12 protein-coding genes are annotated in these 14,333 nt (G+C 68.4%); 7 read left to right on the forward strand and 5 right to left on the reverse strand.

Annotated features, from left to right (window positions below; all coding sequences use genetic code 11):
• Positions 1-5 precede the first annotated feature (5 nt).
• Positions 6-1,595: a xanthine dehydrogenase small subunit gene (gene xdhA / locus HWX03_RS12600; RefSeq protein WP_175871447.1), complete on the reverse strand. Its 1,590-nt coding sequence runs from the start codon at positions 1,593-1,595 to the stop codon at positions 6-8.
• A 335-nt stretch (positions 1,596-1,930) separates the two neighbouring features.
• Here xdhA and HWX03_RS12605 point away from each other — a divergent pair, with 335 nt between their 5' ends.
• Positions 1,931-3,145: an MFS transporter gene (locus HWX03_RS12605; RefSeq protein ID WP_175871448.1), complete on the forward strand. Its 1,215-nt coding sequence runs from the start codon at positions 1,931-1,933 to the stop codon at positions 3,143-3,145.
• A gap of 38 nt (positions 3,146-3,183) precedes the next feature.
• On the opposite strand, the gene HWX03_RS12610 is transcribed toward HWX03_RS12605, so the two are convergent.
• The 3 genes from HWX03_RS12610 to HWX03_RS12620 all read right to left on the reverse strand — a co-directional run bounded on the left by HWX03_RS12610 (position 3,184) and on the right by HWX03_RS12620 (position 5,458).
• The gene (locus HWX03_RS12610; protein WP_175871449.1) at positions 3,184-3,777 is read right to left on the reverse strand and encodes an RES family NAD+ phosphorylase; all 594 of its coding nucleotides are present in this window, start codon (positions 3,775-3,777) and stop codon (positions 3,184-3,186) included.
• Positions 3,778-3,786: 9 nt separating this feature from the next.
• The gene (locus HWX03_RS12615; RefSeq protein ID WP_175871450.1) at positions 3,787-4,452 is read right to left on the reverse strand and encodes a hypothetical protein; all 666 of its coding nucleotides are present in this window, start codon (positions 4,450-4,452) and stop codon (positions 3,787-3,789) included.
• 115 nt (positions 4,453-4,567) lie between these two features.
• Positions 4,568-5,458 carry an EamA family transporter gene (locus tag HWX03_RS12620; RefSeq protein ID WP_175820447.1) on the reverse strand — a complete coding sequence of 297 codons (891 nt, stop codon included), beginning with the start codon at positions 5,456-5,458 and terminating at the stop codon, positions 4,568-4,570.
• Positions 5,459-5,592: 134 nt separating this feature from the next.
• Between HWX03_RS12620 and HWX03_RS12625 the strand changes: the two genes are divergently transcribed.
• The gene (locus tag HWX03_RS12625; RefSeq protein WP_175871451.1) at positions 5,593-6,528 is read left to right on the forward strand and encodes an AraC family transcriptional regulator; all 936 of its coding nucleotides are present in this window, start codon (positions 5,593-5,595) and stop codon (positions 6,526-6,528) included.
• Positions 6,529-6,556: 28 nt separating this feature from the next.
• Here HWX03_RS12625 and HWX03_RS12630 read toward each other — a convergent pair whose 3' ends face one another.
• Positions 6,557-7,768: an alanine--glyoxylate aminotransferase family protein gene (locus HWX03_RS12630; protein ID WP_175820449.1), complete on the reverse strand. Its 1,212-nt coding sequence runs from the start codon at positions 7,766-7,768 to the stop codon at positions 6,557-6,559.
• A gap of 775 nt (positions 7,769-8,543) precedes the next feature.
• On the opposite strand from HWX03_RS12630, the gene HWX03_RS12635 reads away from it, so the two are divergent.
• The 5 genes from HWX03_RS12635 to HWX03_RS12655 all read left to right on the forward strand — a co-directional run bounded on the left by HWX03_RS12635 (position 8,544) and on the right by HWX03_RS12655 (position 14,182).
• A complete protein-coding gene (locus HWX03_RS12635) occupies positions 8,544-9,527 on the forward strand; it encodes a LysR family transcriptional regulator (RefSeq protein WP_175871452.1) in 984 nt (327 codons plus the stop codon).
• Between the two features lie 30 nt (positions 9,528-9,557).
• Entirely contained in the window at positions 9,558-10,556 is a 999-nt protein-coding gene (locus tag HWX03_RS12640; RefSeq protein ID WP_175871453.1) for a 2-hydroxyacid dehydrogenase, read from the forward strand.
• A gap of 173 nt (positions 10,557-10,729) precedes the next feature.
• Positions 10,730-11,515 carry a 5,6-dimethylbenzimidazole synthase gene (gene bluB, locus HWX03_RS12645; RefSeq protein ID WP_175871454.1) on the forward strand — a complete coding sequence of 262 codons (786 nt, stop codon included), beginning with the start codon at positions 10,730-10,732 and terminating at the stop codon, positions 11,513-11,515.
• 243 nt (positions 11,516-11,758) lie between these two features.
• On the forward strand, positions 11,759-12,928 hold the full coding sequence (locus HWX03_RS12650) for an MFS transporter (protein ID WP_174431844.1): 1,170 nt from the start codon (positions 11,759-11,761) through the stop codon (positions 12,926-12,928).
• A gap of 93 nt (positions 12,929-13,021) precedes the next feature.
• Positions 13,022-14,182 (forward strand): MFS transporter, encoded by a 1,161-nt coding sequence (locus HWX03_RS12655; RefSeq protein WP_175871455.1) that lies wholly within the window; start codon positions 13,022-13,024, stop codon positions 14,180-14,182.
• Positions 14,183-14,333: the final 151 nt, after the last annotated feature.

A 14,333-nucleotide genomic window follows, 5' to 3' on the forward strand; every position in this document is an offset into this window, starting at 1 on the left:
CGTCTTCAGACGCGCGCCGAGACATCGGCAACTTCGGCGGCCACTTCACGCACGTTCAGGGCTTGCGGCGGCAGCGGATCGTGCGGGCGCGTCTCCAGCCAGAATCGATACATCAGGTTCTTCGCGGTATCGAGGCGATACGTGCTCGTCGCGCGCATGTCGGACAGCGGCTGGTAGTCGCGCTCGAGCGCCTGCATCGCAGCCTGCGCGGTGGCTTCGTGCCACTGCGCGCCATCGAGCACGGCTTCTGTATTCGCGGCGCGCTTCGGCGTCGCGGCCATCCCGCCGAACGCGATGCGCGGCTCGCGGATCGTGTCGCCGTCCGCGATGAACGCGAACGCCGCGCACACGGCCGAGATGTCCGAATCGAACCGCTTCGACAGCTTGTACGTGCGGAACCGCAGCTTTTCGCGTGCGCCGGTGCGGGTCGGCACCTTCACGCCGACGACGAATTCGTGCGGCGCCATGTCCTTCTGCTGGTAGCCCGTGTAGAGCGCCTCGAGCGGCAGCTCGCGCACCGTCTCGCCGCCGCGCAGCACGACGCGCGCGCCGAGCGCGATCAGGCCCGGCATCGAATCGCCGATCGGCGAGCCGTTCGCGACGTTGCCGCCCATCGTCCCCGCGTTGCGGATCGGCACCGACGCGAAGCGCTTCCACATCTCGGTCAGCTCCGGATACGTGCCGGCCAGCGCCGCATAGGCCTTCTCGACCGTCACGCCCGCGCCGATCTCGATCCAGTCGTCGCCGTGCACGACCTGCTGCAGTTCGGCGATCTGGCCGACGTAGATCAGGTCGTCGAGCCGGCGCATCTGCTTGGTGACCCACAGGCCGATGTCGGTACTGCCCGCGAGAATGCGCGCGTCGGGACGCTCGACCTTCAGCGCGGCCAGCGCGTCGAGCGTGCGCGGCGCCGCGAAGCGCGCGCCGTCGGCCGTCGTGTAGTCGAACGTGTCGTCGCGCTTCAGCGACGCGAGCGTGCGGGCGAGCGCGGCCGTGTCGACCGGCGCGGCCGGCTGCGGCGCGCCTTCGCCGGTCGCGCCTTCGCCGGTCGCACCTTCGCCGGCCGCATCAAACATCCGCACCGCCGCATCGACGATCGGGCGATAGCCGGTGCAGCGGCACAGGTTGCCCGTCAGCGCATCGGCGATCTCGGTGCGCGTCGGCACGTCCTTCGCCTTCGCGCACGCACTGCCGCAGCCTTCGTGGCCGTGCTTCTCGTACAGCGCCCACATCGACATCACGAAGCCGGGCGTGCAGAACCCGCATTGCGAACCGTGGCAATCGACCATCGCCTGCTGCACCGGATGCAGCGCGCCGTCCGGCTGGCGCAGGTCCTCGACCGTCAGGAGCGCCTTGCCGTCGAGCGTCGGCAGGAACTGGATGCACGCGTTGACGGCCTTGAACTCGACCGCGCCGGCGTCGGTCAGCTCGCCGACGACGACCGTGCACGCGCCGCAGTCGCCTTCCGCGCAGCCTTCCTTGGTGCCGGTGCAATGCGCGTCCTCGCGCAGGTATTGCAGCACGGTGCGGGTGACGTCCGCGCCGCTGACTTCGCGGATCGCGTGACGATGGTAGAAGCGGATCGGCTCACTCATGTCTCGGTGTTTCTTCAAATTGGGGGCAAGGCGGCCTGCGCGGAGCGCTCGACCGACGTTTTTCCGACAGTTTGCACGCTATCACCGTCAAATTCCGCAACCCATAGCCCATCACGCATGCGGCTCATATAACTGCCGCGATATGCGCGCCCGGCCGGCCGACGCCCTTGTCGCACGGTGCGCGCCGTCCGTTCCCGGCGCCGCAACCAGCGGTGATCTTCACGAACGGGGCGCGGTTAACTAAACGGTACCTGCGTGAAAACCGGTTCCATGGGAAAATCCCGATTCCCTTTTCCGCCGTTTTTCCGTCCGTTCCGCTCTTTCGTTCCGACCCCATGTCAACCGATTCCGCCATACCGCCGCGCAGCGGGTTCGCGATCACGCTGCAAATCGTGTCCGTCGTCTGCTTCACGTTCATCTGCTACCTGACCATCGGCCTGCCGCTCGCGGTGCTGCCGGGCTTCGTCCATGACGACCTCGGCTTTTCCGCGATCGTCGCGGGCGGCGCGATCAGCGTCCAGTACTTCGCGACGCTCGCGTCGCGGCCGCTCGCCGGGCGCCTCGCCGATACGCTCGGGCCAAAGCAGACGGTGCTGCGCGGGCTGGTCGGCTGCGGCGTGTCGGGCGTGCTGCTGCTCGTCGCGCTGCTGCTCGCGCACTGGCCGGTCGCGAGCCTCGTGCTGCTGATCGCGAGCCGGCTCGTGCTCGGCGTCGGCGAAAGCCTGTGCGGCACCGGCGCGATCCTGTGGGGCATCGGCCGAGTCGGCGTCGCACACAACGCGAAGGTGATCTCGTGGAACGGCATCGCGACCTACGGCGCGCTCGCGCTCGGCGCACCGGTCGGCGTCGCGATCGCGCATACGCTGAATCCGGCGCTGATCGGCGTGATCGTGATCGCGCTGGCCGCGCTCGGCTTCTACCTCGCCCGCCTGATCGCTTCGGTGCCGCTCGTGCACGGCGAGCGGATGTCGTATGCGAGCGTGTTCACGCGCGTGCTGCCGCACGGCCTCGGTCTCGCGCTCGGTTCGGCCGGCTTCGGCTCGATCGCCACGTTCGTCACGCTGTACTACGCGGCGCGCCACTGGCCGAACGCCGCGCTGTCGCTGACCGTGTTCGGCACGCTGTTCATCGGCGCGCGCCTGCTGTTCGCGAACACGATCAAGACTCACGGCGGCTTCCGCGTCGCGATCGTGTCATTCGCGTTCGAATGCGCGGGCCTCGTGCTGCTGTGGCTCGCGCCCGTGCCGCACGTCGCGCTCGTCGGCGCGGCACTGACGGGCTTCGGCTTCGCGCTGATCTTCCCGGCGCTCGGCGTCGAGGCCGTCGCGCTCGTGCCGCCCGCGAGCCGCGGCGCGGCACTGTCCGCGTATTCGGTATTCCTCGACCTGTCGCTCGGCATCACCGGCCCGCTCGCCGGCTATGTCGCGGGCGCGTTCGGCTATCCGCAGGTGTTCCTGTTCGCGGCGGTGGCGGCGGCGGCGGGCGTCGCGCTGTCGATGGTGCTGTACCAGCGGCAGGCGCGCGTGGCCGGGAGCGGCGCGGCGGCGTGAGGGGCGGAAGAGGCGCGTTGGCGCACGCGCAACGCGCGTCAACGCAGCAGCACGTTGAAGTCCCGCAATACGCGGGCCGCATCGGGGTGACGCCTGAACGGAACGGCGTTCCCGAGCGAGAGCTTGGGCTCGGCACGATCGAAGAGCACAAGCGCTTCCGATGTGTTGAGATGGCGCGACATGTACAAGAATCCGTCGACGCGACGGGGATGCCGGTGGACGGCAAGCGACCACTGTTGCGGCACGTCGTACGGCACGATGGTCGACAACGCGCCGTCGCCTCCGAGGTTTTTCAGCGGCAAGCCGTGCAGGACCGCCACGGTCAGCGGCGCACCGTCAAATGAAAGTGCGTGGCGATCGAGTTCGGTCGTCACGAGCGGAAAACCGCCCAGCACCAGATCGGCGACTTCGTCATGCAGCACCGTCTCGGCGAATGCGCAATGCAGATCAAAGCCGAAATAACTGGTGCCGTACCGCCGCCGCTTGCGCGGATCGTCGAAGCGATTGCCGCCCGACTTCCCGAAGTAAGGCTCGCCGGTCGCATATCGCGAGAGGCGCACCAGCGTTGCTGGCGCGACCTCGCGGACGACGAGCGTCGCGCTCGCGAAATGTTCGCCCGGTGCCGTCAGCAAGCGCGACTCCTAGCGTTCGCGGAACGCCGCGGCGGCACGTTCGACATCGTCGAGCTTGCCACGCGACAGCGCGACGAGCGGGGTGACGTTGCCCAGCGACGCCTTCGGCGTCGTGAAGAACTGCCATTTGCTCCAGCCGGGCAAGTCGCCAAGACACTGCGTGACCCGCCCCAGCGTCTTGCGGTCGACGTCTCCCGCCAGATAGAAAGCCGGATAGTACTGTGCGGCGCCGACCTCGACCGCGAAAATGCGCCCCGACGCGACCGCCTTGCTCAGCGCCTGCCGCGTCATGCCGAGCCCCGTCCACGTCTGCGCGGCGGACAGCAACCGGCCATCGGCAACCAGCACGCGCCGTTCGGCCTGCACCTGCCGCTCGAGATCGGCGACGCCGGCATCCGGGCGTGCAGCCGTCTCCCGCTTCTGCCGGCCGGACGGCTGCCTGTCGCGTGTCGCGGCAGCGGCGATGCCGAAGGTGATCGTGCCGGCCAGATCGATGACCTGCGCGATGCCCACCTTGAACAGGTGCCCCAGTTGCTCGTCCGACAGCGCGAGCAGCGCGCGGGCGCGATCGGGACCGAGCATGGTCGCGGCGCCGACCGCGCTGCGCAGCGCCTCCTCCGTCTCGACATCGAGAACCGCAGCCGCGCCTTCGAGCCCATGAGCTTGCGTGACCATCCTGACCTCCTGATCCAACCGGAGAATCAAGCGTAGCCCTGAATCGAAACCAAGTCAACCATGTCAACCATTCCGATCGACTTTCCGAGCGTCCCGTATCGCCGTCGGTATTGCGTCACGCCGTCCGCAAAAACAACCGCCGCGTCAGATCGAACGCGACGAGATTGCCAGCCACCACGAGCAGCAGCCCGATCACCGCGAGCGGCGACCACTGGTAGCCCTCGAACACCGTCGACACGGCCAGCGCGACGATCGGGAACAGCACCGTGCAGTATGCGGCGCGCTCCGGCCCGATCCGGCCGACGAGCATCAGGTATGCGGTAAAGCCGATCACCGAGCCCGGCACGGCCAGGTACACGAGCGCACCGAGATAGCGCGGGCTCATGTCGAGCGTGAACGGCATCCCGGCCACCGCGCTGCCGACGGTCAGGATCGCCGCGCCGATCAGCATCGCCCAGCCGTTGGTCGCGAGCGGGTGCAGCCCCATCGACTGCATCCGGCTCGACAGCAGGTTGCCCGCCGAGAAGCACATCGTGCCGGCGAACGCGATCGCGAGCCCAATCCACGTCGCGTGGTCGTCGAGATGGCCGGCCATCTGCTGCCAGAACAGGCATGCGATGCCGGCCAGGCCGAGCAGCGCGCCGGCGATCGCCGACGGCCGCAGCGGGCGGCCCATGAACAGCCGGCCGTTGATCGAGTTCAGCAGCGGCGCAGTCGAGAAGATCACCGCGACGAGCCCGCTCGGCACGACCAGTTCCGCATAGTAGAAGCACAGGAAATTCAGGCAGAACAGCGCGAAGCCCTGCGCGACGAGAAAGCGCCACGCTTCGCGCGGCGGGCGCACCGGCCGGCGCATCACGCGCAGCAGCGCGAACAGCACGGCGGCCGCGAGCCAGAAGCGCCACGCGATCGACACGGGCGGCGGCACCGAGCCGAGCTGCCACTTGATCGCGATCCAGGTGGTGCCCCAGATCAGCACGGTGACGAAATACAGCGACAAGTTCATGGCGGCCATCCGGACAATCGGGTGAATCGGGATCCCGACTATGCCGCCGCACCGCGCGTGCCGATTGTCCGGAATTGCGGTCTTTTTCGGGACGCCGCACGCGGCGCCGCGCGCCCGCTTATACTCGGCGCACCATGAGTCTCTCCCTCTGCGCCCCGCCCATCGACCGCGCCGCCGCCCTGGCCGGCGGCGATCTGCCGTTCGGCCTGCAGTCGGTCTGCCGCACGCTCGCCGACGCGAACGCGACGCTCGAGCGCTTCGCGTGGCTCGGCGACCATCTCGCGATCGCCGAATGGACGCGGATCACCGACGAAAGCGAGACGGTCTACGAGCAGCCCGGCCACCACACGCTGTCGTGCTACCTCGACGGCGGCTACCGGACCGAGCGCCAGCGCGTGCCGCGCTACGGCGCGCCGAGCCTGCTGTGCGCGTTGCCGGGCGACCATGAATCGCGCTGGTGGGTGCGTGGCGAAATGCATTTCATCCACCTGTATTTCCTGCCCGAACACTTCACGCAGCGCGCGATCCGCGAGCTCGATCGCGAGCCGCGCGAACTGAAGCTCGCCGACCGCACCTATTTCGAGGATGCGCGCGTCGCCGCGCTGCTGCGCTCGCTCGCGCTCGACGGCTGGGACGATGCCGACGACCGGCTGCGCGTGAACGAAACCGCGCATGACGTGCTGAGCCTGCTGCTGCGCGGCCAGAGCACGACGCGCACCGACACGTCGTTCCGCGGCGGGCTCGCGCCGGCCGTGCGCCGCCGCGTGCGCGACTACATCGACACCTACCTGACGCAACCGCTGACGCTCGGCGAACTCGCGGAGGTCGCCGCGCTGTCCGAATACCACTTCTCGCGGATGTTCCGGCTGTCGTTCGGCCGCGCGCCGCACGCATGGGTGGCCGAGCAACGGCTCGCCCGGGCCCGCGAGCTGCTGCGTACGACGGCGCTGCCGCTCGCGCAAATCGCGGCCGACTGCGGCTACGCGAACGCCGGCCACTTCAGCCATCGCTTTCGCGACGCGCACGGCACGACGCCGAATACGTACCGGCGCGCGATGCAGGGCCGCTGAGCGCGGTCCTTTTCCTCGCTGCTTCCGCTTACGCGCCGCGCCGCGACAGTTCCTGTTCGAGCGCCGCGACGCCGGCCGGCAGGTCGACCGGCACCTTCAGGTCGACCATCGTGCGGCCGAACGCATGCAGCGTGCGGAACAGGTTGTGTTCGCGGCACTGCTCGCCCATCTGCCCGATCCGCACGATCGGCAAGCCGAACGAACCCGAGATCTCGACCTGGTACTGCTTCGAGATATGGCCGCAGACCATCCCCGGCGTGAGCCCCTCCGGCGTCTCGATCCCGACCACCGAATTGAGCCGGCAGTCCTTCGGCGCATACAGCTTGAGCCCCATCGCTTCGACGCCCGCCTGCAGCGCCAGCGAGCAGCGCAGGTGGCGCGCGAAGCGGCTTTCGAGCGTCTCCGCGCAGACGAGCCGCAGCGCCTCGTGCAGCGCGAGCACGCCCGACACGGGCGCCGTGTAGTGATAGCCGGCGTTGTGCCAGAAGTTCTCCGCGAGCGCCATGTCGAGGCACCAGTGCGCATTCGGCTCGGGGCGATTCTTCATGCGCTCCCACGCGGCATCGGAGAACGCGATCAGCGACACGCCCGGGATCGACGACAGCCCCTTCTGGCCGCCGGTGATCACCGCGTCGATGCCCCACGCATCCATCTCGAGCGGCATCGTCGACAGCGTGCACACCGCGTCGACGACCACCAGCGCGCCGGCCGCCTTCGCGAGCGCGGCGATGTCGCGCAGGTCGCGGTTCCATACGGTGTTCGACGTCTCGCCCTGCACGATCGTGACGATCTCGGGCCGCTCGCGCGCGATCGCGTCGGCGATCTCGTCGAGGCTCGCGACCGCGCGGTCGGCCACTTCGAGCGTCGCGACGTCGGCGCCGACGCGCGTGGCCATCTCGGCCATCCGCGCGCTGAAGAAGCCGTTGCGGATCGACAGCACGCGCGTGCCGCGCCATGCGAGGTTCGAGATCGCCATTTCCATCGCGGCCGAACCGGGGCCCGCGACGCCGAGCACCCACTTCGTGCGGGTCTGGAACACGTAGCGCGCCATCTCCTTTACCTGCTCGATGATCTTCGCCATCGTCGCGCCGAGGTGGTTGATCACGATCGTGTTCGCCTTGGCCACGGCGGCCGGGATCGGAACCGGGCCGGCCCCCATCATCAGCAGCGGTTCTTCGGGCAGGATCGCGTCGAGCGGCACGACGACGGGACAGGGAATCGGCGAATAATCGATGGACATGGCTGGAAAAAGATGAGGAAAGGAAGTACTCGGACGCCCGTGGCACGGCGCCCGTAGCACGGCGCCCGTGGCACGCGCGGCGAACTAATCGATCATTCCGTGTTCCGCCGCCTCGCGCAAGAGGCACGCACGTCCGGACAGCGCGAAGCTGGCCCGGTCGCCGGACCGGGCCAGCCGGCCGCGCACCGCTCGCGCCATGACCTGCCGGATTGAAAAGGGATTGCCCGCCGGTTCCGAAACGGCGCCATTCGGGTTCCCCCCCGCACGATTTTCTCCGCCAATATCAGCGGCGATTCGCGGAAACCGGCGGTTCAGCCCGATTCTCGGATCGAACGAAATGGACCGGCCACCTGATACAAATCACGGCGCGAATTCGATACACAAAATCCGAACGTGGAAAAAACATCCACTATTGCGGCGCGTATTGGGGAGCGACTCCGAAATTGCCGCGTCACGGCTAGCACGAATTTCTCCCAACCAATTGATTTAAATAAGCAAACTTCGCCGCATCGGCGCATATTCCAATACCGCGTCGGTTTTGCCCGGCAGGTCCTTGCTGCGCTGCAGCGTTAAACTGGTACTCGCGATTTCGATTTTATGCAAGCCGCCCGTTTTCTCAGGTTGACGGATATCGGTTCTGTATTTAACAATTGTCTACGGAATCGAAATTCGATTTTCGATACGAGGGAGAGCTGGGGCCGCGCAATGCGCTTTCGACGTGGCGCGGCGATAAATCACAACCAAAATCAATCAACCGGGCCAGAATACGCAAGCTATGAACCAGATTCAGACCGTGCGTGTATTCGTCTGCGTCGCCGAACAGCAAAGCTTTCGGCGCGCGGCGCACCATCTCGGCGTGTCCAATGCGCTCGTCACGCGTTCGATCGCGATGCTCGAGGGCCACCTGAACACACGGCTGATCCATCGCACCACGCGCAACCTGTCGCTCACCGAGGCCGGCGTGCGCTACCTCGATGGTTGCCGTGCGCTGCTCGAGGAATTCGACCACCTCGAATCGTCCGTCGCGCATGCGGTGCGCGAACCGGCCGGCACGCTGCGCGTCGTCGCGTCGGGGCTGCTGTCGCCGCTCGCGCTGACGCCGCTCGTCAGCAGCTTCCGGCAACGCTACCCGGAGCTGCGCGTGCAGCTGACCGTCGCCGAAGGGCCGCTCGACGTGCTCGATTCAGGCTACGACGTCGGCATCGTCACCGGCACCCGGCTCGACGGCAGCCCGTCGCTGATCGGCCATGCCCTCGCGCCGAACCCGTTCGTCGCGTGCGCGGCGCCCGCCTATCTCGACCGCCGCGGCGAGCCGCGCGTGCCCGACGACCTGCCGGGCCACGACTGGGTCACGCTCGCGCCGCACCAGCACGCGCCGACGTGGCAACTGGTCGGCCACGACGGCGTCGCCCATTCGGTCACGGTGCGCCCGGCCTGCACGGTCAACCAGCTCGCGCTCGTGCAGGCGGCGGCCGTGGCCGGCGCCGGCATCGCGGTGCTGCCCGAGCCGTGCGTGGCCGACGCGCTCAACCACGGCACGCTCGTGCGGCTGATGGCCGGCTACCGGATCGACGATCCCGACGCGCAGTTGTCGCTCGTCTACCCGAACCGCCAGTACGTGCCGGCCCGTACGCGCAGCTTCGTCGAGCACGCGCTCGAGCACTTCAGCGCGCCGGCCGGCCGCGAGCGGGCGGACTACGGCTTCCTGCGGCCGGTGCGCGGGCCCGACCACGCCGACATCGTCACGGGCCTGCAGTAAACTGCGCGCGTCAGCCATCGGAGGCGCAGCGTGCGCGTGATCCTGTTCAGCAGCCGGCAGTACGACGACGATTCATTCACCGCCGCCAACCGGCAGTTCGGCTATCGGCTGCACTTCCAGCCGTCGCACCTCGACGCGGAAACCGCGATCCTCGCGCACGGCTATGACGTCGTCTGCCCGTTCGTCAACGACACCGTCGACGCGGCCGTGCTCGAACGGCTCGCCGACGGCGGCACACGGCTGATCGCGCTGCGCTCGGCGGGCTTCAACCATGTCGACCTCGGCGCCGCCGAACGGCTCGGCATCACGGTCGTACGCGTGCCCGCGTATTCGCCGCATGCGGTCGCCGAGCACGCGGTCGCGCTGATCCTCGCGCTCAACCGCCGCCTGCCGCGCGCGGTCGCCCGCACGCGCGAAGGCGACTTCTCGCTGAACGGCCTGCTCGGCTTCGACCTGCACGGCAAGACCGTCGGCGTGATCGGCACCGGCATCATCGGCAGCGTGTTCGCGAAGATCATGATGGGCTTCGGGATGCACGTGCTCGCGCACTCGGTGCCGCCGTACGACGACGAGCTGATCGCGTTCGGCGCGCGCTACGTCGAGCTCGACGAACTGCTGCATCACGCCGACATCGTCAGCCTGCATTGCCCGCTGCTGCCGTCGACGCACCACCTGATCAACGAACGGACGCTCGCGCGGATGAAGCACGGCGCGATGCTGATCAACACCGGGCGCGGCGGCCTCGTCGATGCGCAGGCACTGGTCGACGCGCTCAAGAGCGGCCAGCTCGGCCATCTCGGGCTCGACGTGTACGAGGAGGAAAGCGGGCTGTTCTTCGAGGATCACTCCGACCTGCCGCTGCAGGACGACGTGCTCGCGCGCCTGCTGACGTTCCCGAACGTGATCGTCACGTCGCACCAGGCATTCTTCACGCGCGAGGCACTGGCCGAGATCGCACACACGACGCTGCTGAACATCGAGGCATGGCATGCGGGCGCGCCGCAGAACGTCGTGACGACAAACCGCTGAAAAACAGCACATTTGACGGCTGGCAGCGCATCCGCAATCGTTTGCTTGTGTCTGTTGCTGCACACCGCACCTGCCTTCATCAACAATTCAGTGCATTGTTTCGAATGAAGTAACGTTTCGTGCGCGCCGTCTGTTATCGTTGCGCCGACGTCCTTCCCCTGCCTTTGCCGCTCATGCGTTTCGACGATTCCGACATCGCCGCCGTCTACCGCGCCATCTTCGAACGGCGCGACATGCGCCACTTCACGCCGGCGCCCGTCGATCCGGCCGTGCTCGCGCGGCTGCTGCGCGCGGCGCACCACGCGCCGAGCGTCGGCTTCATGCAGCCGTGGCGCTTCATCCGCATCACCGATCCCACGCTGCGCACCTCCATTCACGCGCTGGTCGAGGCCGAGCGCCGCGCGACCGCCGACGCGCTCGGCGAGCGCCAGGACGCATTCATGCGGCTGAAGGTCGAAGGCGTGCGCGAATGCGGCGAGCTGCTGGTCGTCGCGCTCGCCGACGGCCGCGAACGCCACGTATTCGGCCGCCGCACGCTGCCGGAGATGGATCTGGCCTCCGCCGCGTGCGCGATCCAGAACATGTGGCTCGCGGCGCGCGCGGAAGGGCTCGGGATGGGCTGGGTGTCGTTGTTCGACGTCGATGCGCTGCGCACGCTGCTGCGGATGCCCGACGGCGCGAAGCCGATCGCCGTGCTGTGCGTCGGGCACGTCGAGGCGTTCTACGCGAAGCCAATGCTCGAAGAGGAACGCTGGGCCGCGCGAATGCCGATCGAGGCCTGCCTGTTCGAGAACGGCTGGGACGATCCGGCCGTGATCGACGCCGCCGCCGGATCGCCTTCGTCGTCTGCGGACACGGGCGCGGAACCGGGCGCAAACGCGCCACGCACATCGAACGCCAGCGCCGACCCGGCGCGATCCGCCGCGCTCCCCGACGGCTCGCCCGAACGCATCGTCTGAAGCCGCGGCCCGGCAGCCGCCATCGCGCCGCCCCGACGAATTCGCGTCCGCAGACCACCGCCGAATCCCACCATGTGAGCTTCCCGCCCGCCCCGCCCGTCGCACGCCGGCAACACCCGTTTTGGCCCCAAGCATAGGGGTTTTCACTGAAGTAGAATCGCGGCTGACGTTCGCCTCACCGACCGCCCGTCCCGCGCATCCTGCGCCTGGCTCGCGCGGCATCTTTTCCCCGAGCCTACCGCGATGCCCTTGCCTCTTTTCGCCCTTGCCGTCGCCGCATTTGGAATCGGTACCACCGAATTCGTGATCATGGGCCTGCTGCCGAACGTCGCGCGCGACCTCGGCGTGTCGATCCCGGCCGCCGGGATGCTCGTGTCGGGCTACGCGCTCGGCGTGACGATCGGCGCGCCGATCCTCGCGATCGTCACCGCGAAGATGCCGCGCAAGCGTGCGCTGATGGGCCTGATCGGGCTGTTCATCGCCGGCAACCTGTTCTGCGCGATCGCGCCCGGCTACACGGTGCTGATGGCCGCGCGCGTCGTCACCGCGTTCTGCCACGGTGCGTTCTTCGGCATCGGCTCGGTGGTCGCGAGCAACCTCGTCGCGCCGAACCGCCGCGCGCAGGCGATCGCGCTGATGTTCACCGGCCTCACGCTCGCGAACGTACTCGGCGTGCCACTCGGCACCGCGCTCGGCCAGGCGTTCGGCTGGCGCGCGACGTTCTGGGCCGTCACCGGCATCGGCCTCGCCGCGGCCGCCGCGCTCGCGGTCTGCCTGCCGAAAAACCTCGCGATGCCCGACACCAGCATCACGCGCGAATTCAGCGTGCTGAAGCACCCGCAGGTGCTGATGGTGCTCGGCATCAGCGTGCTCGCGTCCGCGAGCCTGTTCAGCGTGTTCACGTACATCACGCCGATCCTCGAGGACGTGACGGGCTTCTCGCCGCGGCAGGTCACCTACGTGCTGCTGCTGTTCGGCCTCGGCCTGACGGTCGGCGGCACGCTCGGCGGCAAGCTCGCCGACTGGCGCCGGATGCCGTCGCTGATCGCGACGCTCGCGCTGATCGGTATCGTCCTCGCGCTGTTCGCGGGCACGATGCATCTGCCGTTCGCCGCGCTCGCGACGATTTTCGTGTGGGGCATCCTCGCGTTCGCGATCGTGCCGCCGCTGCAGATCATGATCGTCGATCGCGCGAGCGACGCGCCGAACCTCGCGTCGACGCTGAACCAGGGCGCGTTCAATCTCGGCAACGCGACCGGCGCGTGGCTCGGCGGGATGGCGATCGGCTCCGGCGTGTCGCTCGTGAGCCTGCCGTGGGTCGGCGTCGCGATGGCCGTCGCGGCGCTCGCGCTCACGCTGTGGTCGGCGTCGCTCGAACGCCGCCCGGTGGCCGTGCCGACCGAGTACGTGTAACGCGACCCTGCCGCGATCGTTGCGTACACAACTCCATTCAAACCTGATGGCCTTCATGGACCTTTCTACGGTCGCGGTGTAGCATCGCGGCCGATGAAAGCCATTCTCAATCGCGATTTCCTCGCGCTGATCCTGAGCGTCGCGGTCGTCGGCCTCGGCACCGGCGCCACGCTGCCGCTTACCGCACTCGCGCTGACCGAAGCCGGACACGGCACCAACGTCGTCGGCATGCTGACCGCCGCGCAGGCCCTCGGCGGTCTCGCGATCGTCCCGTTCGTCACCGCGCTCGCGCGGCACATCGGCTCGCGCCGCGCGATCGTCGTGTCGGTCGTGCTGCTCGCGGCGGCCACCGCGCTGATGCAGTTCACGTCGAACCTGATCCTGTGGGGCGTGCTGCGGGTGCTGTGCGGCGCCGCGCTGATGCTGCTGTTCACGATCGGCGAAGCATGGGTCAACCAGCTCGCCGACGATTCGACGCGCGGCCGCGTCGTCGCGATCTACGCGACCAATTTCACGCTGTTCCAGATGGCCGGCCCGGTGCTCGTCAGCCAGATCGCCGGCGCGACGAGCATCCGCTTCGCGCTGTGCGGCGCGCTGTTCCTGCTCGCGCTGCCGACGCTCGCGACGATCCGCCGTGCGCCGCTCGCCGGCGACGACGCGCATCACGAAGCGCACGGCCGCTGGCTCGACGTGCTGCCGCGCATGCCCGCGCTGATCATCGGCACCGGCTTCTTCGCGCTGTTCGATACGCTTGCGCTGTCGCTGCTGCCGCTCTACGCGATGGATCACGGCGTCGCGAGCGCGACCGCCGTGCTGCTCGCGTCGATCATGCTGTTCGGCGATACCGCGATGCAGTTCCCGATCGGCTGGCTCGCGGACAAGCTCGGCCGTGAACGCGTGCACCTCGGCGCCGGCTGGATCGTGCTGGGCGGCCTGCCGCTGCTGCCGTTCGTCATCGCGAACCCGTGGCTGTGCTGGCCGCTGCTGTTCGTACTCGGCGCGGCGGCCGGCAGCATCTATACGCTGTCGCTCGTCGCGTGCGGCGAGCGTTTCCGCGGTGCGGCGCTCGTCACCGCGAGCTCGTTGGTATCAGCGTCGTGGAGCGCCGCGAGCTTCGGCGGCCCGCTGGTTGCAGGCGCGTTGATGGAGCAACTGGGCAGCAACGCGCTGGTCGGCGTACTGGTCGCCTGCGTCGCCGCATTCGTCGCAGCCGCGTTGTGGGAACGACGCGGCGCGGTGCAACGCGCGGTCTGATGCAGATTGGCGTTGGCGTTGGCGTTGGCGTTGGCGTTGGCGTTGGCGTTGGCGTTGGCGTTGGCGTTGGCGTTGGCGTTGGCGCGCAGCATCATGCACCGATACGTATCGGCCCGCTCGTGCCCATCTTCCGGTAAGCGAAAACGGCCCG

Source organism: Burkholderia sp. BCC0397 (assembly GCF_902832865.1).
Taxonomy (GTDB): Bacteria; Pseudomonadota; Gammaproteobacteria; order Burkholderiales; family Burkholderiaceae; genus Burkholderia.

Excerpts from the sequence above, each read along its gene's own strand:
- xdhA (WP_175871447.1), bottom strand. The coding sequence starts at position 1,595 with ATGAGTGAGCCGATCCGCTTCTACCATCGTCACGCGATCCGCGAAGTC.
- HWX03_RS12605 (WP_175871448.1), top strand. The coding sequence starts at position 1,931 with ATGTCAACCGATTCCGCCATACCGCCGCGCAGCGGGTTCGCGATCACG.
- HWX03_RS12615 (WP_175871450.1), bottom strand. The coding sequence starts at position 4,452 with ATGGTCACGCAAGCTCATGGGCTCGAAGGCGCGGCTGCGGTTCTCGAT.
- HWX03_RS12620 (WP_175820447.1), bottom strand. The coding sequence starts at position 5,458 with ATGAACTTGTCGCTGTATTTCGTCACCGTGCTGATCTGGGGCACCACC.
- HWX03_RS12625 (WP_175871451.1), top strand. The coding sequence starts at position 5,593 with ATGAGTCTCTCCCTCTGCGCCCCGCCCATCGACCGCGCCGCCGCCCTG.
- HWX03_RS12630 (WP_175820449.1), bottom strand. The coding sequence starts at position 7,768 with ATGTCCATCGATTATTCGCCGATTCCCTGTCCCGTCGTCGTGCCGCTC.
- HWX03_RS12635 (WP_175871452.1), top strand. The coding sequence starts at position 8,544 with ATGAACCAGATTCAGACCGTGCGTGTATTCGTCTGCGTCGCCGAACAG.
- bluB (WP_175871454.1), top strand. The coding sequence starts at position 10,730 with ATGCGTTTCGACGATTCCGACATCGCCGCCGTCTACCGCGCCATCTTC.
- HWX03_RS12650 (WP_174431844.1), top strand. The coding sequence starts at position 11,759 with ATGCCCTTGCCTCTTTTCGCCCTTGCCGTCGCCGCATTTGGAATCGGT.
- HWX03_RS12655 (WP_175871455.1), top strand. The coding sequence starts at position 13,022 with ATGAAAGCCATTCTCAATCGCGATTTCCTCGCGCTGATCCTGAGCGTC.